Genomic DNA, 23,674 nt, shown 5'->3' on the forward strand with positions numbered 1-23,674 from the left:
GGCAACCTTTTTCGTTGCCCGCTGCGCGCGCTCGCCCTAATCACAGGGGTGCGAATCGATGCAGAGCCCCGAGGCGAACGTCGAGTTGACGCAGACGCCGAGCGGCGGCGGACAGTCCGCATCCCCCGTGCAGAGCTGCCGGCAGGCGAGCCCGCCGTCGTCGATGCATACCTCCTCGGCGCCGCAGGCGAAGCCCGGGCACACGCAACGGCGCGCCGCGCAGCCTGCGAAGGTGCAGTACTGGAGGCAAACCGCACCACCGTCGCACTCGCCGTCGACGGCGCACGTGGGCCCGACGCAGTAGCGCGTCGTGCCCGAGCCGTTGTCCAGGCACGCGTAGCCGGCTGGGCAGTCGGCGGCGCTCGTGCACTCCACGCCGGGGGCGCACGTGCCAGGGGGCGATGCGCATTCCCCCGGATAGGGGACGAACGCCGGGACCGCCGCATGATCGGCGCACTCGACGTCATGGCTCGCCACGCAGTCGGCGCAGGCGACGAGGTCCGCGAGCGTCGTCACCGGGCCGCCGCACGCCGCGCCGCCGGGGACCGTGACCGCCGGGCAAACGGACGGGAGGCCGAGCGTCGCCGGGCTCACGTCGTCGCCGCCGCCGCACGCATGGTCGGCGCCGCCGCACGCCCGGCAGACGACCTTCGCCGCACGCGCGCTCGCGGTCGCGAGCGCCGCCGCGGCGCGTCCGTCCCCGGGGACCGGGCACGGGTTCGCGTGCGCGCCGGCTCCGCGAGCGGCCCAGCAGGCGGCGAGTGCCTTCGACGTCGAGACGGCGAGCTTCGAGACTGCCTTCGGGAGCGCGGCCGTGCAGCGCGCCAGCGCGGGGTTCGACGGCGGCGCCGCGAGCGCGATCAGATCCTCGGCGGCGGCCCGACCCAGGCACACGAGGCACGTCGCGACGTCGCCCGGAGAGTCGATCAGGTTGTTGCAGTCGTGATGGTCGAGGTTCGGGCAGAAGCCCGTCGTCCAACCGATGGTGGCGAGCGCGACGTCGTCGGGCGTGCCGCAGGTGAGGTCGCCACCGCAGCAGACGTCGGCGACCTTCGATCGCAGGCGCGCCGCGGCGCTGGCGAGCTTCGCCGCGGACGCGGGATCGGCGTCGCAATCGACGTGTCGGCGCGCGCAGGTGGCGAGCGTCTTGGCGGCGGCCTGGACGTGACGCCCGGCCTCGGCCGTGATGACGTCGCGACACGTCGCCGCGGCCGCCGGAGTCGCGAACGCGAACGCGAGGATCGTGAGCGCGAATCGCATCACCTGAAGGCGGGCTCTAACGCGCGCTTGGCCGGCGCGTCAATGTGTCGACGGGGCCACGCCCGCCGCCGCGGCCAGCTCCGTGAACGCCTCGTCGATCATCAGCCGGAACGCGTCGACGTCCGGCATGACCGTCTCGTCGGCATCGATCCCGATGAAGAGGCGATCGCGGTAGCCGTAGAGCGCGATGCTCGCCGGGCTCCTGAGCGCGACGGGGGCGAACGGGTATGCGGCGAGGATCGCCGTGCCGGCGAGGTACCGGGTCGCGAGGATGCCGGGAACGTTCGTCACGATGAAGTCGACCGCGCCGAACGTGACCTCGCCCATCCAGGTGACGAGCTGCCGGCCGAGCACCGCGAGCACCTCGGCGAGCGCGGGCGTCGCGCCGGCTGCGGGGTCGGCCTTCTTCTCCTCCACGCGCCGTCGCACCTCGTGGAACGTCGCGATCGGATCGTCGAACCCGATCGGGAGCGGCACGAGGAGTCCCGTCGCGACGTTGCCGACGTTGGCCTTCTCGGCCCACTCCTCGGGGCGTCGGAGGTTCACGGGGACGAGCGTCATCAGCTCCACGACCTGCGCCATTCCCTGTGCGCGATGCCACTTCCCCATCGCCCCCGCCATGATCGAGAGGATCACGTCGATCATCGTACCGCGCAGGGCGTGGCGGATGCGGCGCACGTCCTCGAACGGCAGGTCCATGCCGGCCAGCCGCCGCGCCCGCCCGAACGCGCCCCGGCGTTTGAGCGGCGAGTGGCTGTCGAACGCGAACACCTGCGCGAGGGAGCGCAGCGCCGCGAGCGCCTGCGGGATGCGCGACGGGTGCATCACGGTGTCGGCGAGCACGTTGGCCGATGCCCGCGCGCGCTCGAGATCGAGCGCGACGCGATCACGGACCGCCTCCGCCAAGCGCCGGCCGAGCGGCGCGGACGCCGCCCACGGCCCTTTGTGCGCCCCGGGCATCCCCGCATCAGGCTCCTCGCCCGGGTCGCGCTCCCAGTCGCTCATGGCGGCGAAGATGGCGTTGCCGCCGACGCCGTCGGCGACGGCATGGTGGAGCTTGAAGAAGAGCGCCGAGTGGCCGCCGCCCAGCCCCTCGTAGAGCCGCGCCTCCCAGAGCGGCCGCGAGCGGTCGAACGGAGTCTCGTATGCCGGAGCGATCTCGCAAAAGAGCTCGTCGAGGTCGTGGGCGCCGCTCAGCGTGTGGCGACGGAGATGATAGTCGAGGTCGAAGGTCGGATCGGTCTCCCAGTGCGGGAGCGTCACGTCGAGCGGCGCCTCGACCACCCGCTGTCGCAAGCGCGGCACGGCGATCAACGCCCGCTCGACCGCCGCTCGCAAGCGGCTCCACGCCGGTGGGCGATCGAGCACGAGCAGCATCGCCATGGTGGTCGGCTGCATCGGCGAATCGGCCCACCAGAACGTCAGGTCCTCGCCCGTCAGGCGCAGCGCCGGATCGACCGCCATGCGTCAGCTCGTGCCGGGCTCGGTGTCGAGACGCGGGGCGAACGGCCAGCGCCACCGCGCCGGCGGCGTGAAGCGCTTCCACGCGCCTTCGGGCTGCGTCAGCCGATCGGCGATCGTGAGCAGCGCGACCGGATGGTGCCCGATCCCGAGGTGGCTGCTCGCGACTTCGATGTTCTCGCTGAGCGGTCCCTCGTCGAGTCGACAGCTCTGCCACGCGGCGATCCCATCACTGCGGCTGTAGATCGCCGTGGTCGGCATCGGAAGGGGCGCATGCAGGATCCGCCGGTAGTCCGCCTCGTCGGGCAGCGGCCGGCGGCGTGCCACGTCGCGCAGGAACCGCGGCACGTTCGTCGCCTCGACGTCACGGAAGGGACTGGCGAGCGTGATCACCTGCCGGACGTCGTCGGGAAACCGGCGGGCGAGCTCGCGCGCGTAGATGCCGCCGAGGCTCCAGCCGACGAGGCTCACGCGCCGCCCGTAGCGCCCCCGGATGCGCTGGAGGAGCTCGACCATGTGCGCGGCGAGCTCGGGCGAGGGACCGAGGTTGCGGCCGACCTCCCAGCCGTGCGCGGCGTAGCCGAGGTCTCCCAGGAAGCGGCGCAGGGCACGGGTCGAGAAGTCGCTCGCCATGAAACCCGGGAGGACGAGCACGGGATGGCCGTCGCCGCGCGGCGCGCGGCGAAGAAAAGGATAGGCCGACAGGGTCGCGGCGAGCTCGAGCAAGGCCCGTCCCTCGAGGAAGAGGAGGTGCCGACCGGGCGGCGCGATCGGCTCGCTCATCGCGTCCGACGAGACGCGGCCAGCGACGCCGTTGTCAAGACTCGCCATCGGGAACCTCCAACAGGTCGGTCGCCCCGGCGCGGAGCGCCTCGCGCACCGCCGGATGCGCGATCGCGACGAGCAACTCCGCACGCTCGCGTTCCGTCCGCCCCGCGAGCTCTGCCGCGCCCCATTCGGTGATGACGACGTCGACCTGGTGACGCGGCGTGGTCACCGCGATGCCGCGCGGGATCGACGTGACGATCTTCGACGTGCGGCGGCCGTCGCGGAGCCGCGCCGTCGACGGGAGACAGATGAGCGAGTGGCCGTCTCGGCACAGGCTCGCCCCGGTCACGAAGTCTTCGTGGCCACCGATGCCAGAGTATTGCCCGGTCGCGAGCTGATCGGCGACCAGCTGGCCCTTCAGATCCACCCCGAGCGCTCCGTTGATCGACACCATCTGCCGGTTGCGCGCGATCACGGACGGGTCGTTCACGATCCGGACCGGCAGGAAGCGCACCGCCTGCTGCCCGTCGAGCCAGCGGTAGAGCGCCTGGTTGCCCTGCGCGAAGGTCGCGATCGAGAGCCCGTCGAACTGCCCCTTGCGGTTCGTCACCTTCCCCGCCTCGTGCAGCTTCATCAGCCCGGGGGTGAACAGCTCGCTGTGGATGCCGTAGTCGCCGCCGGACCCCGCGGCGAGCGCGTCGGCGACGATCGCCGGCACCGTGCCGATGCCCGTCTGGAGCGTACAGCCGTCGTGGATGAAACGGAGCGCGTGCTCGGCCATTCGCCGCTCGGCATCGTTCGGCTCGAGCTCGCGGTTCTCGATCGGCTCCCACGCCGCCTCGACGATCACGTCGACCTCGTCGACGTGGATGCCGTGCGGGTGCTCGGGTGGAAGACCCATCGTCCACGGCAGGAGCGGGTTCGTCAGCACGACGAGCAGGCGCTCGGGATCGCGCGCGTAGCGGTGCAGCTCGTCGGCCTGCTCGGCGGCGACGAGCCCGAGGCTCATCCATCCACTGCGGTCGGGCGGCGTGGCGCTGGTCGCCAGCACGCGCGGGTTCACGCGCCGCAGCGCCTTCGCGAAGCGGCGGAAGTCGCCGGGAACGAACTGCACGTCGCACCCGGCGTCGCGCAGCGTGCGCTCGGCCGCCCCCATGAAGATGCTCCGGAAGCGCACGCCCGGCTTGGTGAAGATCTCGAACGGTTGGGACAGGAGTCCGCCGTAGACGAGGAGGTCGGTCCAGTCCTCGCGTACCGAGAGCACCTCGAGGAGCGGCGTCGGCTCGGCGGGGCCGAAGCCGAGGGCGAGGGTGTCGCGCGGGCAAAGAAGGCCGATGGCGTCGGACAGAGAGAGGTTTCGTGGCGGCATGAGCGTGTGACTCTGGACTTCCAGCAAGCGACGCGCCAGCGCGCACACCGCCCCGGAGGCTGCCGGGCCGAACGCCGGACTTTCGGGGAATGTCAGATGTGCGAACGCCGGGCACCCCCGTCGCGCGGGTTCGGAATCGATCCGGCCGCCCATGGGACGGCGACCAGCCGCGTTTCGACGCGAAGCGGACGCGATGCTACCACCGGCCGCATGACGATGCCGGCGATCCTCGAGGTGCGCGGAGCGTGCAAGCGCTTCGGGGGCGCCATCGCGCTCGACGGCGTCGATCTCGACGTGCAGCGCGGTGAATGGGTCGGGCTTCTAGGACCGAACGGCGCCGGCAAGACCACCCTGGTGCGCGCCATCGCCGGCCGCGTCCGGCTGGACGCCGGCAGCATCGCGCTCGCGGGGGGCCCGTCGGACCGCACGGCGCTCGGGCACCGCGTCGGCCTGGCGCCGCAGGAGAACGCGCTCTACCCGTTCCTCACCGCCCGCGAGAACCTCGAAGTATTCGGCCGCTTGTACGGGCTCGACGGACCCGAATTGGGCGAGCGCGTCGCCTGGGCGCTCGGCTGGACCGGCCTCGCCGAGCGCGCCGACGAGCGTACGGGCGGGTTCTCGGGCGGGATGAAGCGGCGGTTGAACCTCGCGTGCGCCGTCCTGCACCGGCCGGGCCTGGTACTGCTCGACGAGCCCACCACCGGCGTCGACCCCCAGAGCCGCGAGCGCATCTTCGCGATGCTGGCCGAGCTCCGCCGCGACGGAACGGCGCTCCTGCACACGACGCACCAGCTCGGCGAGGCGCAGGGCGTCTGCGAGCGGGTGGTGATCATCGATCACGGTCGGGTCGTCGCGGCGGGAGCACCGCTCGAGCTCGTGGAGCGGACCCTCGGGCACGCGCAAGAGGTCGTGGTCACGCTCGATCGTGCCCCGGTCCCGGCCTCGCTGCCGACGGGGGTGGACGCGCAGGGCCGGATGCTGCGCGTGAGCATGCACGACCTGACCGTCGACCTGGCAATGCTGCTCGGCCGCCTCCGCGAAGCCGGTTACGGCGTCGACGACGTCCGGGTCGTCCGGCCCGATCTGCAGGCCGTCTTCCTTCACCTCACCGGCCGCGAGCTCCGCGAATGATCGGACCCGTCGTCCGCGTCTCGTGGTTGGCGCTCGTCCGCGACCGCTACGCTCTGGTTCTCTCCTTCCTCGTTCCCGTCGCATTCTTCTCGATCCTGGCGCTCGTCTTCGGCGGGCTCGGGCGTGACACGATGGCTCCGATCCGCGTCGCCGTCGTCGACGAGGATGGAACGGCCGGAAGCGCGCTCCTCGTAGAGGCACTTCAGAGCGAATCCGGCCTGACGGCCGAGCTGCGGCCAGGCGATCCCGCTCGCACCGCCCGCGAGGCGGCCATCGGCATCGTGCGGCGTGGCGACGCGCCGGCGGCGATCGTCGTTCCCGAGGACTTCGGCAAGCATTTGGCGCGCTTCCCCGCCGAGACGCTGACCGTCGAGCTCTTCACCGACCGCGCCGCAGATCCCGTCGCGTACCACGTCGTCGGGGGACTACTGCAGCGAGCCCTCGTGCTGGCGGCGCCGGACCGGCTCGTACGCGGCGTGGCGGATTGGCTCGAGGACGAGGCAGGAGCGCTGACGCCGGCGCAGCGCCGGCTCGTCGACGACGTCGCGAAGTCCGTCGCCGGAGGAGGCCCCGACGCGGGCAGGACGGTGGCATCGCCCTTCCGCGTCGCGGTGACCGACGTGCAGGGAGCGGTCGGGCGCGAGGGCAGAGACGCCGTGTCGTACTACGCGGCGGCCATCGGCGTCATGTTCCTGCTGTTCACGATGACAACCGCGATGCGCGGCCTCATCGCCGAGGAGGAGACCGGTACGCTGGAGCGTCTCCTCAGCACCAACCTCACCATGGGCCGGCTTCTGCTTGCGCGCTGGCTGTTCGCCACCGCCCTCGGCTGCGTCCAGCTCGCCGTCATGTTCGTCTGGGGCTGGGCCGTCTTCGGGTTGGATCTCTTCGGGCACGCGCATCTCGGCGGGGCGGTCGTGATGACCGTTGCGGCCGCGGCGGCTGCCGCGACCTTCGGGCTCGTGCTCGGCGCGGCGTGCCGAACGCAGGCCCAGCTCCAGGGCCTCGCGACCGTCGTCATCCTCCTCATGTCCGCCCTCGGCGGCAGCATGGTACCCCGCTACCTCATGCCCGAAGCGATGCAGCGTCTCGCGCTCGTGACGTTCAACGCGTGGGCCGTCAAAGGGTACGAGAAGGTCTTCTGGCGCGACGCATCCCTGACCGCGCTCTGGCCCGAGGTCTCGATGCTCGCCGCCATGACGTTGGTCGGCCTGGTCATCGCGCGCCGCTTGGCACGGCGTTGGGAATCGGTCTGAGCACGCTTCCCACGTCGTGGTCGGATCGCTAATCTCTGCCGGATGCGCGCCATCGTCATCGGGAGCGGCTTCGGGGGTCTTGCGGCTGCGGTGCGTCTCGCGATCAAGGGATACGAGGTCACGATCGTCGAGAAGCGCGACCGCCCCGGCGGCCGCGCAGCCGTCTTCGAGCAGGACGGCTTCACCTTCGACGCCGGCCCGACCATCATCACGGCGCCGTACCTGTTCGAGGATCTCTTCGCGCTCGCGGGGCGGCGGATCGCGGACTACGTGCGGTTGTTCCCGGTCGATCCCTTCTATCGGATCCGTTTCGACGACGGGACGGTCTTCGTCTACTCGGGGGACCCCGAGCGCATGCGGGCCGAGGTCCGACGCGTCGCTCCCGACGACGTGGCCGGCTACGAAGGCTTCATGGAGCGGAGCCGGCAGATCTTCGAGAAGGGCTACCTCGAGCTGGGCCACGTGCCGTTCCTCACCCCGTGGTCGATGGCGCGCGCGGTGCCGAGCCTCGTTCGCTTGGAATGCTACCGCAGCGTCCTCGGCCTCGTGCGACGGCACATCCGGAACCCGAAGCTGCGGCAGGTCTTCTCGTTCCATCCGTTGCTGGTGGGCGGCGACCCGCAGCACGCGCCGGCAATCTATGCACTCATCTGCCACCTCGAGCGTACGTGGGGCGTGCACTTCGCGGAGGGTGGTATGGGGGCCGTGGTGCAGGCACTGGTGAGGCTCGCGGAGGAGCTCGGCGTCGTGCTGCGCCTCGGCGCCCCCGTCGAACAGATCGACATCACCGCCGGACGGGCGCGGGGTGTGCGACTCGCAGGCGGCGAGCGGATCGACGCGGATCTCGTCGTCTGCAACGGGGACGTGTCGTGGACGTACCAACACCTGATCGATCCCCGCCATCGTCCGTCGAACAGCGATCGCAAACTGCTGGGCATGCGCTACAGCATGAGCCTTTTCCTCATCTACTTCGGAACCGACCGGACGTACCCGGACCTCGCCCACCACACGATCGTGCTCGGGCCGCGCTACGAAGGGCTCCTGGACGACGTCTTCCGGCACCGGCGCCTCGCCGCGGACATGAGCCTCTACCTGCACGCGCCGACGCGCTCGGACACCTCGCTCGCGCCGCCGGGCTGTGAGGCCTTCTACGTGCTCTCGCCCGTGCCGAACCTCGCGGCCGACGTGGACTGGGCGACGATCAGGGAGCGCTATCGCGACGCCGTGTACGATCGGCTCGAGCGGACGTGCCTCCCGGATCTGCGCAACCACGTCGTGACCGAGCGTCTGTTCACGCCGGACGACTTCCGGAGCGAGCTCTGGAGCCACCTGGGTGCGGCGTTCAGCTTCGAGCCCACGCTCATGCAGAGCGCCTACTTCCGGGGCCACAACCGGTGCCCCGACGTCCAGAACCTCTACTTCGTCGGCGCCGGCACCCACCCGGGCGCGGGCCTCCCGGGAGTGCTGTCGAGCGCGCGCGTCACCGACTCGCTCATACCGCGGGCCCCGGATGCCCGTGTGCGACCGGCCGAGCGTCGTGCTGCAGCCGGCTGAGAACGCGGCGGCCGACCTGGCCCACTGCCGCGCGGCGATCCACCGGCACTCGCGGAGCTTCTACGCCGCGTCGCGGCTCTTGCCCGCGCGGGTACGGGACGCCGCGGTCGCCACCTATGCGTTCTGCCGCGCCGCCGACGACGCCGTCGACGAGGCCGGGAGCGCGATCGACGCGCGTATCCGGCACGCGGCCGTCCTCCGACGGCTCGATCGCATCTACCGCGGGGAGCCCGTGGACACCGCTTCGGGTCGTGCCTTCGCGCTGGTCGTCGCGGCCGCCCGCATTCCGCGCGAGGAGCCCGAAGCTCTGCTGGCCGGCATGGCCCAGGACCTGGGCCCCGTCCGCATCGCCGACGAGGACGCCCTGCTCCTCTATTGCTATCGGGCCGCGGGCGTCGTCGGGCGCATGATGAGCCGCATCATGGGCAGGAGCGACGCCGCCGCGCTCGGACGTGCGGCGCACCTCGGCATCGCCATGCAACTCACGAACATCGCACGCGACGTCGGCGAGGACACGACGCGCGATCGCATCTATCTGCCGTCGGGGTGGCTGGCCGAGGCCGGCGGCTCGGAGACGGAGGTGTTGGCTGCACGGGCGACGCCGGCGGTTCGGCGCGTGACGCTCCGGGTCCTCGGGCTCGCCGAGCTCTACTACGACAGTGGCATCGCGGGCATCGGCATGCTGCCCGCGTCGTGTCGCCCGGCGATCCTGTCGGCCGCGCTGCTCTACCGCGCGATCGGCCGGCGGGTCGCCGCTCGCGACGGCGACGGCGTGACCGAGCGAGCTCGCGTGAGCGGGATCGGGAAGGCCGGTCTCATCGCCGTCGCGGCGGTGCGCTGTGCAATCGATCCGCGGCTGCGCCGGCGCACGACGCGACCGGACGCGTCGCACCTGGATGCATCGCTCCGTCGCACTGGCGTGTTGCCATGAGACATCCGCGCTTCCAGGCGCTGCGGGCCGCCGTGTGCGCCGTCGTGGTGACGGCCGGCGCGCTGGTCGGCAGCGGGGCGGCGGCCGAGGATCCGCTCGCCGGCATCGTGCTCGACGACACGACCGGCCGCTCGTGGCATCTGGACGAGCTTCGGAACGCGCCCGTCCTGTTGATCATCGCCGACCGCAGGGCTCCCGAACAGGCGACCCAGTGGGGAGAGCGCCTGGCCGCGCGGGCGCTGCCCGTGGCTCCCTGGCGTGACCACGGCAAGGTCGTCTGGCTCTCGGTCGCCGACCTGCGCCGCGTCCCGGATTACGCGCGCGATTCCGCCCGGGAACGCGTGCGCGACGAGGAGACGGGTCGCAGCCAGGACGAGCGACGCCAGCGCTCGCCACTGCTGCTCGATTGGAGCGGGCTCCTCGCCGAGCGCTTCGGGGCCGAGCGCGGAGAGGCTCTCGTCGTGCTGCTGGCGGCGGATCGACGCCGGCTCGTGGATGCGCGCGGCGCGCCGACGGACGCGACGGTCACCCGACTCGCCGACGCGATCACGACCGCCGCGACGCCGTGACGGACGGCGGCGCCCCAGGGACGACTCGGTTCGGATATGGGACGTCGATGCGCAGGGTCCCGAAGGCGCGATCGAAGATCGACAGGGTGGCACTGTAGTTGCAGTCGCGGCGCCGATGATGCGCCTCGTGGATGCGCGGCGTGACGTACCAGTTGAGCACGGGAACCCGCTGCCACCAATCGGGGAGCACCTCGCGGCCGCAATGCGCCAGCACGATGCTTCCCGAGAGGAAGACGCTGACCACGACGAGGGAGACGAGATGGATCGGGACGAGCGACATCGCCACCGGCATGAAGCCGATGATCAGCAGGGCCTCGAGGGGGTGGAACGCGAACGCGGTCAGCACCGTCGGCGCGGTGGAGCGATGGTGGACGGCGTGAATGCTCCGGTACAGGACCCGCGTGTGCAGCAGGCGATGCAGGACGTAGAAATAGACGTCGAAGAGCAGCACGTATCCGAGCACCTCGCCCGCGAAGGCGAGGCCCGTCGGGCACTCGGTGGCGACGTGGAGCACGCCGCCCAGGACGAGGAACGTCGTGGCCATCCCCGTCGCGGTCACGAGGGCGAGCGTCACGATCGAATGACGCAGGTCGTGCTCCACCGACCTCCCCTGCTAGGGATTCGACCCGCTCGAAGCAAGGGCGTCGATGCCCTCGACAGAACCGGGGGCGCCGCCTACTGTCCCGCGGTCGAGAGCATGAAGCTGGTGCAGGCGGCATGAAGCTGGGCCCGAACGTGCGCGAAGGCGCGGCGCCGGCGGTCGAGACGGCGCAGCTCGAGGCCGTCTGGCCCCGGCGATTCGATCTCGATCCGATCCGCGCCCTGCTCGGCGCCGAGGCCGATCAGGCGCTCTGCGACGTCCTCGCCAGCCGGGTGAACGCCCCCATCTGGAGTCTCGCCGATCGCGGCGGGAAGCGTTGGCGACCGACGATCTCCCGGCTCGCATTCCAGGCGGTCGGCGGCGCACCGCCGGTCCCGGAAGCGATCTGCCAGGTGGCCGAGGTCCTGCACACGGGGAGCCTCATCGTCGACGACATCCAGGACGGCGCCACCGAGCGGCGCGGGGGCCCTGCGGCGCACGTCGCCTTCGGCATGCCCACCGCTCTCAACGCGGCGAACGCCGCCTACTTTCGCGCCCTCGAGATCCTGCGCCGTGCGCTGCCGGACGACCTGCGGCTGCGGGCGCTCGACATGCTGGCCGAAGAGCTGTTTGCGGCGCATCTCGGCCAGGCGCTCGACCTCGCGCTGGCGCCCCATTTCCGTCGCACGACGTTGCGGAGCGCGCACTACTTCGTGCTCGCCCGTGCGAAGACCGGGGCTCTCGTGCGGATCGCGGCACGCCTCGGGGCGATCGCGGCCGACGCGACGGCCGCCCACGAGACCGCGCTCGGCGAGTGGGCGAGCGAGCTCGGCGTCGCCTACCAGATCGACAACGATCTCGACGATCTCGCTTCCGACATGCAGGACGTCATGGCCTGCCGGCCCACCTACCCGCTCCTGCTGATCCTCGAGCAGGGCGGCCCCGGTGCGGCGACGCTGAGCGCCCGCCTCGGACGACCGACCCTCGCCGACGGCGACATCCGTGAGCTGCGCAACCTCTTCGTGCGCGAGCGGGTCGCGGAGCGCGGGCGTGCCGCCGCCCGGCGCTCGACCAAGCGCGCGCTGGAGGCCATCCGGACGCTTCCCGCGAGCGAGTCGCGCGACGCCCTCGAGCGGATGACGCACGAGCTCGCCGGTGACCCGCTGCGTCCGTGAGCATGGCGACAGAGTACCTGCTCTTCAATCTCGTCGTCATCGCCGGTCCGTTGGCGCTCGGGCGATGGCGGGCGACCTCGTTCCGCGGCCGGTGGCTTCCGGCCCTCGCGGCCGCGCTCACGGTCGCGGTGCCGTTCATCGCGTGGGACGTCCTCGTGACCGGACGGCACTGGTTCTTCAACGTGGCGCCGACGGCGATCCGGCCCCTCGGATTGCCGCTCGGCGAATGGGCCTTCTTCCTGAGCGTGCCTCTCGCCTGCGCCTTCACGTGGGAGATGCTGACGGGCGGCGTCGATCGGGCCCCGGCGCGTCGCACCCCGGCGATCTGGACGGCGGTGGCCATCCTCCTGGCTGCGGGCGCGGCCGCGTGGAGCCGGGGGCTCGAGTACACGGCCGTCGCGGGTGCGGCCCTCGCGTGCGTGGTGACCCTCGACACGATGGGCGGCGGCCTCGTCGTGCGCCACCGGCGCTTCGTGCCGTTCGCCCTCGCGGTCCTCGGATTCACCACGATCTTCAACGGGTACCTGACTGCGCGCCCGCTGGTGCTCTACGACGCCCGCTACCAGCTCGATTTCCGCATCGGCACGATCCCGGTCGAGGACTTCATCTACGGCCTGGCGCTGGTGGTGGCCAACGTCGCGCTCTTCGAACGCGTGCGCGATCGAATGAAGGCGCCGCGTACGCCGCCGGGCGACACCGTCATCCGGCGCATGATCCGCATGCGACTCGGAGGCTATCGCCAGCAGGTGAACGTCGCGCGTCCGGGGACGGCGCCGCGCCTCGCGCGGCCACGCCGGGTCGCCGTGGTCGGCGCCGGCCTCGCCGGCCTACGGGCCGCCACGCTGCTGGGCGACCGGGGGTTCGGGGTCCATCTCCTCGAGAAGGCCCGTCACCTCGGCGGCAAGATCGGCGCCTGGCAGCACCGCCTGGGGGACGGGACCACGGTGGAGGTCGAGCACGGGTTCCATGCCTTCTTTCGTCACTACTACAACCTCGGCCGATTCATGGACGAGGTCGGCGCCTCGCGGTACCTGCGTCCGATCGACGACTACCGGATCCTGACGCGTGGCGGGGAAGCATACGGGTTCAAGGATCTCGAGACCGCGCCGGTGCAGAACATCCTGGCGATGCTGAAGACGCCGATGCTACGCCTTCGCGACGTCCTCATGCGCCCGCGGCTCGCGCGGCTCACCGCGCTGCTCGCCTACGATCCGCAGCGCACGTTCGCGCGGTACGACAACGTGTCGTTCGACGCCTTCGCCGACCAGGCGGACCTGCCGCCCGCCCTGCGTCTCGTGTTCTACACCTTCGCGCGTGCCTTCTTCGCCACGCCGGATCGGATGTCGGCGGCCGAGGTCATCAAGAGCTTCCACTTCTTCTACCTCTCCCACGATCGCGGGCTGCTCTACGACCATCCGTCGGACACCTACGGGCGTACGGTGCTGGAGCCCATGCAGGCCCGCCTCGACGCGGTCGGGGTGACACTCCGGCTCGGTGTGGAGGTCGGGACGATCGCGCGCGAGGGCGACGGCTTTCGGATCGGCGACGAGCCGTTCGACTACCTCGTGCTCGCGCCCGACGTCGTCGGCGCGCGGACGATCGCGGACGCGTCGCCGGACCTCCGTCGGATCGCGCCTGAAGCCGTGGCGAAGCTGAGCGCTCTGCGTCCGTCGCAGCCTCATGCCGTCCTCCGCCTGTGGATGGACCAGCCGTCGGGATCCGATCTCCCCGGCTTCGTCATCACCGACAGGAAGGAGCTGCTCGATTCCATCACGTTCTTCCACCGCGTCGAGGAGAGCTCGGCCGCGTGGGCTACGCGAAGCGGGGGCAGCGTGCTCGAGCTGCACTGCTACGCCGTGCCGGACGGCGTCCGGGAATCGGCGATCGCGGAGACCCTGAAGGAAGAGCTGTTCGACTATCTTCCGGCCCTGCGTCGGGCCCGCGTTCTCGGGGAGCACCTCCAGTTGAATCGCAACTTCACGGCATTTCACACGGGCATGCACGAGCGCCGCCCGACGGTGGAGACCGAGGATTCCCGTCTCGTGCTGGCCGGAGACTGGGTCGCGTTGCCGCTGCCCGCCATGCTGATGGAGGCCGCGGTGACGTCGGGGCTCGAGGCAGCCAACGCCATCCTGCGGCAGGAGGGCGTCCGCGAAGAGCCCGTGTACTCGGTCCCGCTACGCGGCCTGCTCGCGCGATCGGCGCGCGGGTCGCGTTCCGCCCAGAGCGAATCCTAGCGTGCGGCCGGGATCCTCGCCGTCGCTCGCGTCGCGATCCCGTTCAGCATGCCGGCGAAGACGCGCGCGTGCAGGGGGTAGATGCCGTACCAGTACGCGAGGCCCGCGAGCCCGGCGGGATCGAAGATCGCCGTCTGGCGGATGGTGGAGCCCCGCGCGTCGGGTGTGACCTCGAACTCGAGCCACGCCCGCCCGGGCAGCTTCATTTCGGCGGCGAGGCGAAGGCGTCGCGGGGGGTCGTAGGTCTCGACCCGCCAGAAGTCCAGCGGGTCGCCGACCGACAGCGACTCGGGATCGCGCCGTCCTCGCCGCATCCCCACGCCGCCGACGAGGAGGTCGAGAAGGCCCCGCAGCCGCCACAGACCGCGCCCGGCGTACCAGCCGCTGCCTGCGCCGATGCGGCGGATCGGCGCGAAGGCGGCTTCGGGCTCGACGTCGACGTGGACGGCACGCGAGTCGACCAGCCGCGTGCCGAACCGCATCCCGCCCCAGGACGACGACACGCCGGCCGACGAGACGGCGTCCGACCAGCGCGTCTCGGCGAGCTCACGGTCCTCGTTCGCCAGCGCGCGTGCGATAGCCTGCTGCAGCCCCATGGGCCGTACGACGAACGTCCGCAACGCCCGGTCGTCGTCCACGACGCTCGGGTTGCGCAGACTCTCGATGAGCTTGCGTCCGACGCGGGCGTAGACCGGGGTCGTGAGACCGAGCCAGAGGCTCGAGAGCCACGGCGTCAGCACGGGCACGGCGACGAGCAGGCGGCGAAGACCGCGCTGTCGCGCATACTCCCGCATGATCTCGCCGTATGAGACCCGATCGGTGCCGCCGATCTCGAAGACGCCGTCCGTCCGCGCCGGGAGCGTCAGGGTCTCGAGCAGATACGCGATCACGTCCTCGATCGCGATCGGCTGTGCGGGCGTCCAGACCCAGCGTGGGCAGATCATGATCGGCAGGCGTTCCACGAGCGCGCGAATCAGCTCGTACGACAGGCTGCCCGAGCCGAGGACGATCGAGGCCCGAAGCTCCACGACCGGAACGCCGGTCGACGCGAGCAAGGCCCCGGTCTCCTGCCGACTACGCAGGTGGGCCGAGAGGGAGGTCGCCGCCGAGCCGAGACCGCCGAGATAGACGATGCGCTGCACCCCCGCGTCGCGCGCGGCGTGCGCGAAGTTCCGTGCGGCCTCCCGGTCCTGCGATTCGAAGTCACCGCCCGAGCCCATGGAATGCACGAGGTAGTAGGCCGTGTGGACGCCCGCCATCGCGGGCTCCAGTGAAGCGGCATCGAGGCAGTCGCCGCCCACGATCGTCGTCGGCGGCGTCACGCGCCCCGCCAGGTAATCGGGTCGCCGCGCCAGACAGCGCACACGGTGACCGGCGTCCGCGAGCGCGCGCAGGAGTCGCCCGCCGATGTAGCCGGAAGCCCCCGTGAGGAGGACGAGGTCCCTGCCCGGGGTCACCCGGTGACGCTGGCAGACGCGCAGGGCTGTGACGAGGGGTGGGAAACCTCAGCGCGCCGGGTCGAGGAACTCGCGGAACCCGTAGCGCGCGTGAGGTCCGAAGGCGATCTGCTCGAGGACGCCGACGCCCTCCTCGTCGCCGAGGCGTGCCTTCACGACCTGCTGGACGTGCTGGTTGTCGAGCGCCATCGGGTCGAGGTCGCTCGTGCGCCACGACTCGCCGCCGATCGCGAGCTCGCCCTTCCACAGGCCGTGGCCCCACTCGGGATGGGTGTAGCCGATGCCCTTCATGCGGAAGCAGAGGACCGGATCGAGCCGGATCACGTCGCGCTTGTCGCCGGGATGCACGAGCGTGATCTCCGCCGCGCGCGCGCGTCGCGTGCCGGGCTCGTACGTGAGGCGGTGCTCGACGGCGACCAGGTGGTGCGTCTTCGGGTCCTCCATCGCCGGGACACGGTCGAGCGACTCGTGCGCCGGCACGACGACGCCGTCCCAGTGCCACACGCGACCTTCGGAGTCTTCGAACACGCTGACGAGCGAGCACCGGTCCTTCCAGTGGATCGGCGACCAGATGAAGAAGATCTGCGGCATCTCGTAGAGGGGAGCGCCGCCCGGATCCTGCACGCCGACGGGTCGGATGCCCCAGGAGCGGTCCTTGGTGCCGTAGACGCGAGCGGGATCGATCGCGAGCCGCTTCCCGTCGTAGCCGATCTCGCCCTCCCAGCGCCCGAACTGGTCGAAGCGGGTCGCGTCCATGATGACGCGACCGCCTCGCCGCATGGTCTGGCGCCCCTCCTCGACGTTCGCCGTGCGCGGCGTCCAGCGTAGGTCGCACGCGATACCGGTCTCGTTCTCGTCGATCGTGACGCGAAGACGCCGCATCGGCTCGACGATCTGGATCCGGAACGGCCCGACCTCGACCTCGGTCGGCTCGCGCGGCGCGCGGCGGGAGGCGTGGAAGGCATGCTGCACGCCGTCGCGCACGATCGAGAAGCCGCAGTCCATGATGCCGAGGTTCGGATAGAGCGCGGCGCCGATGCCGAAGTAGAACTCGCCGTCGGCGGCGTAGCCGTTGAACCAGTAGCGGTCATAGGCGTTCCGATCGCTCGTCGCGGGGTGCGCGATCGGATCGGGCGTCTGGTGGACCGGATAGTCGTCGAGCTTCGAGAGCATGGTGGGGGTCTCCCGGCCGGGTTCTTAGCGACGCGGGCGCAGGGGACGCAAGGCGCCGCTCCCGCATGCGATTTGACGAGGTACCCGACGACGACGAAAGCTTGCGCATCCTCCCCGTCGCCCTCACCCTCGCCTCCGCGGCGCTCTACGGGATCGCGTTCGTCCGCCCGGCGACGGCGCCCGTCGCGTGGGTCGCGCTGGCACCGTTCTTCGTCGCGCTGGCGCGCGTGCGACCGCGTGCGGGCGCGGGGCTCGGCCTCCTCATGGCACTCGCCGGCGGGCTCGGCGTCACGTGGTGGCTGCCATCGATGGCGATGCAGTATTTCGGAGCGGGGGCGCTCGTCGCCTGGGGCGGTTGGCTCGCGCTCTGCACGGTGACCGTCGCGCCGCCGCTCGTCGTCTTCGGCGGCTGGACCAGCTGGCTCGCCGCGCGCGGCGGGGCGTCGCCGCTCGTCGTCGCCGCGGGGTGGTGCGCGTTCGAGTTTGCGCGCTCGCGCCTGTGGGTTGGAAATCCGTGGGCGATCGCCGGCTACTCGCAGATGGCGTTCCTGCCGGTCGTGCAGATCGCCGACGTGTCCGGGCCGTACGGACCCGGATTGCTCATCGCGGCCGTGAACGCGACGATCGCCGCGGCGTTCGCGCCGCCGCTTCGTGGTCGGCATCCCGCGCGCTCGGCCGTCGCCGTCGCCGTGCTCGTGGTCGCGACGCTCGCCTACGGAGCATGGCGCCTCCGCGAGCCGTTCGGAGACGGCGACGGCGTTCGCGTCGCCGTCGTGCAGCCGGCCGTGCCCGCGCAGCAGCGACGGACGCTGGGCGGTCGCGCGCTCGCGCTCGACCGGCAGATGCAGGCGACGCGCGAGGCCATCGCGGCCGGCGCGAAGCTCGTCGTCTGGCCCGAGAACGCGATCGACTTCTACCTCGACGAGCGAACGCCGGAGCGCGACGCGCTGCTCGCGACTGCCGCCGGCCTCGACGCCGACCTCGTCCTCGGTGGCTCGTCGTACACCTACGGCGAGGGCGCGCTCCGGTACCGGAACTCCGTCTACCTCTTGCAGCAGGGCATGGTGGCGGGGCGCTACGACAAGCTCCACCTGTTGCCGATCGCCGAGGGGACGTACGCGCCCGGGGCACTTCCGTACGCGCTTCGAACTCGCGCGGGGCTCGTCGGCGCGTTCATCTGCTTCGAAGCGATGTACCCCGAGCTGGTCCGTCGCATCGCCGCCGGCGGACCGACGCTCCTCGCGAACCTGTCAAATGACGCCTGGTTCGGCGCCGGCCAGCCGTCGCGGATGCACCTCGACATGGCGCGGCTGCGCGCCGTCGAGCAGCGGCGCTGGCTCGTCCGGGCCACCACCACGGGGATCTCGGCGATCGTCGACCCGCATGGTCGCATAGTTGCGGAGTCCGCAAGCGACGTACCGGCAACGTTGCAGGGGACGGTACGACCTTCGGGCAGTGTCACGGTGTACCAACGCCAGGGCGATTTCGTCGCGTGGATCGCCGTCGGGATTGGCATAGCCGCAACGATGGTGTCATACCTTGGACGCCGGAATCTGCACGGAGGAGGTATCTGATGTTCATTCGCATCCTGGCGATCGCAGCGCTCGCGGCCCTTCCCGCCGTCGCCCGCGCAGCCGTCGACTGCACCGCGCGCGAGCCGCTCCTGCCGCATGTGTGCGCGAGTGGCGCCAACGAGGGTTCGACCTGTCAGCCCGACTTCACCGGAGCCGACACGCTCATCTGCAGCGCGTCGCGGCCGGCGCAGAACGATACGTGCGGCGGCGCGAAGTGCACCATGGTGTTCGAGAAGGGCGCCAACTTCTCGGCCGAGATGCTGATCATCGTCGACGACAACGTGAGCCAGATGGACGGCGCGCAGTCGATCAACAACGCCGTCGCCGCGACCGTCGTCTTCAACCTGGGCAAGAACGGCTTCTTCGCGCAGACCTATCAGACGCTCGGCGCGGACCTGGCGTCGCTCACGCAAGCCCCGGTCGACGACTTCGGCGTCACGCTGGACGAGCAGCGGCTCCGCCAGGAGATGCTGCCGCACCCCAACGAAACGAAGGCCGCCATCGTGAACGACCTCCTCTTCCGCCCGCAGGACACGGACCTCGCCGACGCGCTGCGGGCGCTCTTCGTCACCACGGGGACGCCGGTGGTCTTCAAGGTGAGCTCGCCGGTGCTGAGCGACCACACCGATGGCCTGGCGACGGTGATGCGCCTCAAGGTGAAGGGCGGGTTCATCCTGCCGTAGGCTCGTCTCGCCGGCGGTGCTACACGCCGTCGGCATGATCGCGCTCTACTACGCTCCCCGCACACCTCCAGTCCGGGCGCTCGAGGGCGAGGCGCGGCCCGCGTTCCAGCGCGCGACGGCGGACTGAGCCGCATGGACGTCCTCGGCATGTCGGGCAGCCTCCGTGCCGCATCGACGAACGCGCGCCTGCTGCGCGCCGCCGCGAAGCTCGCGCCCGACGGAATGCAGTTCACGTTCTACGACGAGCAGATCGCCGCCCTGCCCCACTTCAGCCCGGACCTGGACGGCGAACGAGCCGCGGCTCCGCCTGCGGTGGCCGACCTCCGGCGACGCCTCTCGGCCGCCGACGCGGTGCTCATCTGCTGTCCGGAGTACGCGCACGGCGTTCCCGGTGCGTTCAAGAACGCGCTCGACTGGATCGTGTCGAGCGGCGAGCTCACCGACAGGCCGGTCGCGCTCGTCATGGCGTCGGCCAGCGGGGCGGAGCACGCACGTGCGGCGCTCGCGTCCACGCTCCGGGTCATGGGCGCGAACCTCGTCTTCGAGCGGTCGCTCGCCTTCTCGCCGAGGTACCTGGGGGCGGACGGCAGCATCCTCGACCCGGAGGCGGAGCGCGCCGTCCGCGAAGCCGTCGTCGCGCTCAGTCGTCCTTCGCCTTGAACTGTCCCGGGTCGTTGCGCTGGATGCCGATGCCGACGTGCTGGGTCTTCCAGCACGGTCCGTTGGTCGACTGCAGCTGGACCACGACCGGCGCGGTGAGCGGCAGGGCGAACGGCGGGATGTTGTCTCCCTTGGCCTTCAGGTGGATCGTCGTCCCGCCGCGGACCAAGCTCGACTTGAGAAGGACCTTCGCGATGCCCTGCGGCGTGCGCGCCTGATCCGTGTATTTGTAGCCGATGGTCGAGATCGGCTTCCAGCACGGACCGGTGCCGCAGGTGCCGCCGGCGGGTGCCACGAGCGAGAGCGCGAGACGACCGCCGTCCTCGTCGAAGATGCAGAGCGTGTAGGAGTTGGTCATGGTCGGATCGCGGAACTCGGAGATGGTCGTGGCGTCACCCTTCATGAGCTTCCACGCCACCAGGTCACCGGCGTTCGGAACCCGGTCGGAGATCTGGATCTTGCCCTTGAGCGGCAGCACCGGACCGCGACAGGTGGGACGCGGCCCCTTCTGGCAGCCGGCGCTGGGCTCGCAGATCTCGCACGCATCGCAGACGACGGGCGTCCCGGTCGTGCAGATGCCGCTGGCGCAGGTCTCGCCGCTGGTGCACGCATTGCCGTCATCGCACGGGGTGCCATCGGGCTCCGGCGGCCCGACGCACTGCCCGAGGCTCTCGTTGCACTGGCCGATGCGGCACTCGCCTCCGACCGCGCTACAGTCGCGCGGGCTGCCGGTGCAGCTCCCACCGCCGCACGTGTCGTTCACCGTGCAGAACAGGCCGTCGTTGCAGGGGAGCGTGTTGTTCGTGTGCGTGCAGCCGCCCGTCGGCGTACACGAGTCGGTGGTGCACGGGTTCCCGTCGTTGCAGTTCGGCGGCGGGCCACCCTGACAGGTTCCGCCATTGCAGGCATCCCCGGTCGTGCACGAGTTGCCGTCGTTGCACGGCGCGTTGTTGAAGACGTGCACGCAACCCGACACCGGGTTGCAGCTGTCGTCGGTACAGGGGTTGCCGTCGTTGCACGAGACCGGATCGCTGAGGCAGGCGTGGCCGACGCACCGCTCGTTGGTGCTGCATTGGTCGCTGTCCGCACATTGCGAGTCGACGTTGCAGCAGCCGGCGATCGGCGAGTGTGCGCAGCCGGAGACGGGGTTGCAGCTGTCGGCCGTGCAGGGATTCGTGTCGTCGCAGTTGGCTGACGCGCCGGCGGTACAGGTCCCGCCGCCGCAGATATCGCCGACCGTGCAGGCGTTGCCGTCGGAGCAGGAGGCCGTGTTGTTGGTGTGCTGGCATCCCGTGGCGGGAACGCAGGTATCCGTCGTGCAGACGTTGAGGTCGTTGCAGTCGGGCGGGGACCCGCCGACGCACGAGCCCCCGGCGCAGGTGTCGTTCGTCGTGCACGCATTCCCGTCGTTGCACGGGCTCGTGTTGTTCGTGTTCACGCAGCCCGAGCCGGGGTTGCACGTGTCGTCGGTGCAGCCGTTCGAATCGTTGCAGTTGAGCGGGGGGCCGGGCACGCAGACGCCGCCGTTGCATGCGTCACTCGCCGTGCAGGCGTTGCCGTCGGTGCACGGGGCGGTGTTGTTGGAGTGCGTGCAGCCCGACACCGGGTTGCAGCCGTCGTCGGTGCACGGGTTGCCGTCGTCGCAGTTGAGGGAGCCACCGGGGACGCAGACACCGCCCGCGCACGTGTCGCCCACCGTGCAGAGGCTGCCGTCGCTGCAGGAGGAGGTATTGTTGGTGTGCGTACATCCCGACGCGGGATTGCAGCCGTCGGTGGTGCAGACGTTGCCGTCGTCGCAGTTGGGCGGCGCGCCGGGCACGCAGCTGCCGCCGCTGCACGTGTCACCCACCGTACAGGCGCTGCCATCGCTGCACGGCGCCGTGTTGTTCGTGTGCGTGCACCCCGACGCGGGATTGCAGCCGTCGTCGGTACACACGTCGCCGTCGTCGCAGTTGGGTGGGGTGCTGCCGACGCACGTTCCGCCCGCGCAGACGTCGACGGTCGTGCAGGCGTCGCCGTCGTCGCACGGTGCCGTGTTGTTCGGATGCGTGCACGCCCCCGCGCCGTTGCACTGGTCGTTGGTGCAGGCGTTGCCGTCGTTCGTGCACGGCGTGCCGGCGGTGACGGCGCAGTTGTTGAGGGTCTCGTTGCAGACGTTGTTGCACTCCGGGCCGCCGAGGCAGGGATTCCCGGCGTGGGTCGCGCATCGCAGCTGGCTGCCGTTGCACGTGTCGGCTCCCGTGCAGAACGCGCCGTCGTCGCACGTCGCGGTCGCATCGAAGAGCGCGTTGCTCGCGGTCCACACCGGCCCGTTGGTGAGCGTCCCGGAGGTGGCCGGGCTGCCGACGGAGTCGGCGATCGTGGTGCCCGTGTTCTCGCCGAGACCCCAGCGTGCCACCAGGCCCGTCCCCGACGTCAGCTGCGACGACATCGTCGACTGGATCTGGGTCTGGGTGCGCGCCAGGTTCCAGATGCGCACCTCGTCGAGCAGGCCGGCGAACGCGCCGGTCGCAGGCGTGCCGGTCGTCGTCAGCATGCCGGCGAGGGCGGCAGGCTGCAGGCTGTCGAAGCGCGGAGTCGCACCCGGAACGAGCGATCCCTCGAGGTTGCCGTCGAGGTACAGGCGCATGGTCGTGCCGTCGAACGTGACGGCCGCGTGGTGCCAGTTGTTGTTCACGATCGCCGTCGTGCCGGACAGGGGATGGTTGCCGCCGGTCGCCGTGTCCTCGAAGTCGGCGGCGATCACATTGCCCGTCGTGTTGATCCCGAGGATGTAGTTCGCGTCGCAGCGACCGTCACCCGTCGGGCAGCCGGCGCCGTCGGCCTGGGGGGCACCCTTGGAGACCAGCGGCACGAAGGTCGAGATGCCGCCGCTTCCGGTGCTGCCGACGGTGCCCGTCCCTTCGCGCTTGAACCAGGTCTCGACGGTGAACATCGAGAGCCCGAGCTCGGCGGCGTTGCCGAAGGTTACGTAGTCGTTCGTCCCGTCGAAGCGCAGCATCGTGTTGGTGGCATTGGCGCACGGCGCGATGTCGAACGGCGCGCCGGTGGTCCAGGCGAAGTTCGTCCCGGTGATGGTACCGTTCTGGGCGGGTCCGGCGGAGTCGCCCACCGTCGTGCCGGACCCCTCCCCGAGTCCCCAGCGTGCCACCAGATTCGGATCCGACGGGTTCTGGACGTTCATCGTGGCGCGGATCTGCGTCGCGGTCCTGGCCGTTCCCCAGATGCGGGCTTCATCGATGCGCCCGTCGAAGAACCCGTTCGGCGTCCCGGTCGACGTGAGCATCGTCGCGAGACCGGCGTGTTGAATGCTGTCGGAGCGGGCAGGAGCACCGACCGCGAGCTCGGCTTCGAGCTCGCCGTTCAGGTAGAGACGCCAGGTGGTGCCGTCGTACGTCGCGGCCGCGTGATACCAGACGTTGCTCTGGATCGATGTGACGCCGACGACGGGATGGTTGTTGCCGAGCGGGCCGGGCCCGCCGGCCCCTTCCTCGAAGTCGGCGGCGAGCACGTTGCCGGTCGTGCTGATGCCGAGCACGTAGTTCGCATCGAGGTTGGAGCCGTCGGCCTCCGAAGCGCCCTTGGTTACGAGCGGAACCAGGGTGACCCCGTTGCTGCCCGTCGATGCGGAAATTCCCGTGCCCTGCCGATTGAACCACGTCTCCAGCGTGAAGGTGGCGAGCCCGAGCGCCGACGGATTGCCGAAGGTCACGTAGGCATTGTTCGGCGAACCGGACGACGGGGCGAAGTCGAGACCGGAATCCTGGGCCGACGCGATGCTCGCGAGGACGACGATCGAAGTTGCGACGACGCGCACGAACATCTGCTAATCCCTT

At 70.9% G+C, this 23,674-nt stretch carries 18 protein-coding genes; 10 read left to right on the forward strand and 8 right to left on the reverse strand.

Annotated features, from left to right (window positions below; translation table 11 throughout):
* Nucleotides 1-36: 36 nt before the first annotated feature.
* The 4 genes from VMS22_04385 to VMS22_04400 are packed head-to-tail and all read right to left on the reverse strand — an operon-like array spanning nucleotide 37 to nucleotide 4,858.
* Nucleotides 37-1,260 (reverse strand): hypothetical protein, encoded by a 1,224-nt coding sequence (locus VMS22_04385; GenBank protein ID HXJ33257.1) that lies wholly within the window; start codon nucleotides 1,258-1,260, stop codon nucleotides 37-39.
* Between the two features lie 39 nt (nucleotides 1,261-1,299).
* Nucleotides 1,300-2,724 carry a wax ester/triacylglycerol synthase domain-containing protein gene (locus tag VMS22_04390; GenBank protein ID HXJ33258.1) on the reverse strand — a complete coding sequence of 475 codons (1,425 nt, stop codon included), beginning with the start codon at nucleotides 2,722-2,724 and terminating at the stop codon, nucleotides 1,300-1,302.
* A gap of 3 nt (nucleotides 2,725-2,727) precedes the next feature.
* Complete coding sequence (locus tag VMS22_04395) at nucleotides 2,728-3,552, reverse strand: alpha/beta hydrolase (protein ID HXJ33259.1); 825 nt, start codon at nucleotides 3,550-3,552, stop codon at nucleotides 2,728-2,730.
* A complete protein-coding gene (locus tag VMS22_04400; GenBank protein ID HXJ33260.1) occupies nucleotides 3,539-4,858 on the reverse strand; it encodes an acetyl-CoA hydrolase/transferase C-terminal domain-containing protein in 1,320 nt (439 codons plus the stop codon). The genes VMS22_04395 and VMS22_04400 overlap by 14 nt, the downstream gene beginning before the upstream one ends.
* Nucleotides 4,859-5,068: 210 nt before the next feature.
* On the opposite strand from VMS22_04400, the gene VMS22_04405 reads away from it, so the two are divergent.
* From VMS22_04405 to VMS22_04425, 5 genes are read left to right on the forward strand one after another with little or no spacing between them, the layout of a single operon-like run.
* A complete protein-coding gene (locus VMS22_04405) occupies nucleotides 5,069-5,989 on the forward strand; it encodes an ABC transporter ATP-binding protein (GenBank protein ID HXJ33261.1) in 921 nt (306 codons plus the stop codon).
* On the forward strand, nucleotides 5,986-7,245 hold the full coding sequence (locus tag VMS22_04410) for an ABC transporter permease (protein HXJ33262.1): 1,260 nt from the start codon (nucleotides 5,986-5,988) through the stop codon (nucleotides 7,243-7,245). Before VMS22_04405 ends, VMS22_04410 begins: the two co-directional genes overlap by 4 nt.
* Nucleotides 7,246-7,287: 42 nt before the next feature.
* Nucleotides 7,288-8,799: a phytoene desaturase gene (locus VMS22_04415; GenBank protein ID HXJ33263.1), complete on the forward strand. Its 1,512-nt coding sequence runs from the start codon at nucleotides 7,288-7,290 to the stop codon at nucleotides 8,797-8,799.
* On the forward strand, nucleotides 8,783-9,730 hold the full coding sequence (locus VMS22_04420; GenBank protein ID HXJ33264.1) for a phytoene/squalene synthase family protein: 948 nt from the start codon (nucleotides 8,783-8,785) through the stop codon (nucleotides 9,728-9,730). Before VMS22_04415 ends, VMS22_04420 begins: the two co-directional genes overlap by 17 nt.
* Nucleotides 9,727-10,299 carry a hypothetical protein gene (locus tag VMS22_04425; GenBank protein HXJ33265.1) on the forward strand — a complete coding sequence of 191 codons (573 nt, stop codon included), beginning with the start codon at nucleotides 9,727-9,729 and terminating at the stop codon, nucleotides 10,297-10,299. The genes VMS22_04420 and VMS22_04425 overlap by 4 nt, the downstream gene beginning before the upstream one ends.
* Here the strand turns inward: VMS22_04425 and VMS22_04430 are convergent.
* Nucleotides 10,277-10,900 carry a sterol desaturase family protein gene (locus tag VMS22_04430; protein HXJ33266.1) on the reverse strand — a complete coding sequence of 208 codons (624 nt, stop codon included), beginning with the start codon at nucleotides 10,898-10,900 and terminating at the stop codon, nucleotides 10,277-10,279. The two genes, VMS22_04425 and VMS22_04430, sit on opposite strands and share 23 nt — an antisense overlap.
* 116 nt (nucleotides 10,901-11,016) lie before the next feature.
* Between VMS22_04430 and VMS22_04435 the strand changes: the two genes are divergently transcribed.
* Nucleotides 11,017-12,054, forward strand: a complete 1,038-nt coding sequence (locus VMS22_04435; protein HXJ33267.1) for a polyprenyl synthetase family protein — start codon at nucleotides 11,017-11,019, stop codon at nucleotides 12,052-12,054.
* Between the two features lie 2 nt (nucleotides 12,055-12,056).
* The gene (locus tag VMS22_04440; protein HXJ33268.1) at nucleotides 12,057-14,291 is read left to right on the forward strand and encodes a lycopene cyclase domain-containing protein; all 2,235 of its coding nucleotides are present in this window, start codon (nucleotides 12,057-12,059) and stop codon (nucleotides 14,289-14,291) included.
* On the opposite strand, the gene VMS22_04445 is transcribed toward VMS22_04440, so the two are convergent.
* Both VMS22_04445 and VMS22_04450 read right to left on the reverse strand, forming a co-directional pair.
* The gene (locus VMS22_04445) at nucleotides 14,288-15,748 is read right to left on the reverse strand and encodes an SDR family oxidoreductase (protein ID HXJ33269.1); all 1,461 of its coding nucleotides are present in this window, start codon (nucleotides 15,746-15,748) and stop codon (nucleotides 14,288-14,290) included. The two genes, VMS22_04440 and VMS22_04445, sit on opposite strands and share 4 nt — an antisense overlap.
* A 48-nt stretch (nucleotides 15,749-15,796) precedes the next feature.
* A complete protein-coding gene (locus VMS22_04450) occupies nucleotides 15,797-16,921 on the reverse strand; it encodes a hypothetical protein (GenBank protein HXJ33270.1) in 1,125 nt (374 codons plus the stop codon).
* Between the two features lie 101 nt (nucleotides 16,922-17,022).
* On the opposite strand from VMS22_04450, the gene lnt reads away from it, so the two are divergent.
* The 3 genes from lnt to VMS22_04465 all read left to right on the forward strand — a co-directional run bounded on the left by lnt (nucleotide 17,023) and on the right by VMS22_04465 (nucleotide 19,838).
* A complete protein-coding gene (gene lnt / locus VMS22_04455; protein ID HXJ33271.1) occupies nucleotides 17,023-18,495 on the forward strand; it encodes an apolipoprotein N-acyltransferase in 1,473 nt (490 codons plus the stop codon).
* Entirely contained in the window at nucleotides 18,495-19,178 is a 684-nt protein-coding gene (locus tag VMS22_04460) for a hypothetical protein (GenBank protein HXJ33272.1), read from the forward strand. The genes lnt and VMS22_04460 overlap by 1 nt, the downstream gene beginning before the upstream one ends.
* Nucleotides 19,179-19,310: 132 nt before the next feature.
* Nucleotides 19,311-19,838: an NADPH-dependent FMN reductase gene (locus tag VMS22_04465; GenBank protein ID HXJ33273.1), complete on the forward strand. Its 528-nt coding sequence runs from the start codon at nucleotides 19,311-19,313 to the stop codon at nucleotides 19,836-19,838.
* On the opposite strand, the gene VMS22_04470 is transcribed toward VMS22_04465, so the two are convergent.
* Nucleotides 19,819-23,661 carry a LamG-like jellyroll fold domain-containing protein gene (locus VMS22_04470; protein HXJ33274.1) on the reverse strand — a complete coding sequence of 1,281 codons (3,843 nt, stop codon included), beginning with the start codon at nucleotides 23,659-23,661 and terminating at the stop codon, nucleotides 19,819-19,821. The two genes, VMS22_04465 and VMS22_04470, sit on opposite strands and share 20 nt — an antisense overlap.
* Nucleotides 23,662-23,674 lie beyond the last annotated feature (13 nt).

This window comes from Candidatus Eisenbacteria bacterium, assembly GCA_035577985.1.
Taxonomy (GTDB): Bacteria; Desulfobacterota; Binatia; order DP-6; family DP-6; genus DATJZY01.

Bases quoted from the DNA above. Each gene is read 5' to 3' on its own strand.
- VMS22_04385 (HXJ33257.1), bottom strand. From the start codon at position 1,260: ATGCGATTCGCGCTCACGATCCTCGCGTTCGCGTTCGCGACTCCGGCG.
- VMS22_04390 (HXJ33258.1), bottom strand. From the start codon at position 2,724: ATGGCGGTCGATCCGGCGCTGCGCCTGACGGGCGAGGACCTGACGTTC.
- VMS22_04395 (HXJ33259.1), bottom strand. From the start codon at position 3,552: ATGGCGAGTCTTGACAACGGCGTCGCTGGCCGCGTCTCGTCGGACGCG.
- VMS22_04400 (HXJ33260.1), bottom strand. From the start codon at position 4,858: ATGCCGCCACGAAACCTCTCTCTGTCCGACGCCATCGGCCTTCTTTGC.
- VMS22_04405 (HXJ33261.1), top strand. From the start codon at position 5,069: ATGACGATGCCGGCGATCCTCGAGGTGCGCGGAGCGTGCAAGCGCTTC.
- VMS22_04410 (HXJ33262.1), top strand. From the start codon at position 5,986: ATGATCGGACCCGTCGTCCGCGTCTCGTGGTTGGCGCTCGTCCGCGAC.
- VMS22_04415 (HXJ33263.1), top strand. From the start codon at position 7,288: ATGCGCGCCATCGTCATCGGGAGCGGCTTCGGGGGTCTTGCGGCTGCG.
- VMS22_04425 (HXJ33265.1), top strand. From the start codon at position 9,727: ATGAGACATCCGCGCTTCCAGGCGCTGCGGGCCGCCGTGTGCGCCGTC.
- VMS22_04435 (HXJ33267.1), top strand. From the start codon at position 11,017: ATGAAGCTGGGCCCGAACGTGCGCGAAGGCGCGGCGCCGGCGGTCGAG.
- VMS22_04440 (HXJ33268.1), top strand. From the start codon at position 12,057: ATGGCGACAGAGTACCTGCTCTTCAATCTCGTCGTCATCGCCGGTCCG.
- VMS22_04450 (HXJ33270.1), bottom strand. From the start codon at position 16,921: ATGCTCTCGAAGCTCGACGACTATCCGGTCCACCAGACGCCCGATCCG.
- VMS22_04460 (HXJ33272.1), top strand. From the start codon at position 18,495: ATGTTCATTCGCATCCTGGCGATCGCAGCGCTCGCGGCCCTTCCCGCC.
- VMS22_04465 (HXJ33273.1), top strand. From the start codon at position 19,311: ATGGACGTCCTCGGCATGTCGGGCAGCCTCCGTGCCGCATCGACGAAC.
- VMS22_04470 (HXJ33274.1), bottom strand. From the start codon at position 23,661: ATGTTCGTGCGCGTCGTCGCAACTTCGATCGTCGTCCTCGCGAGCATC.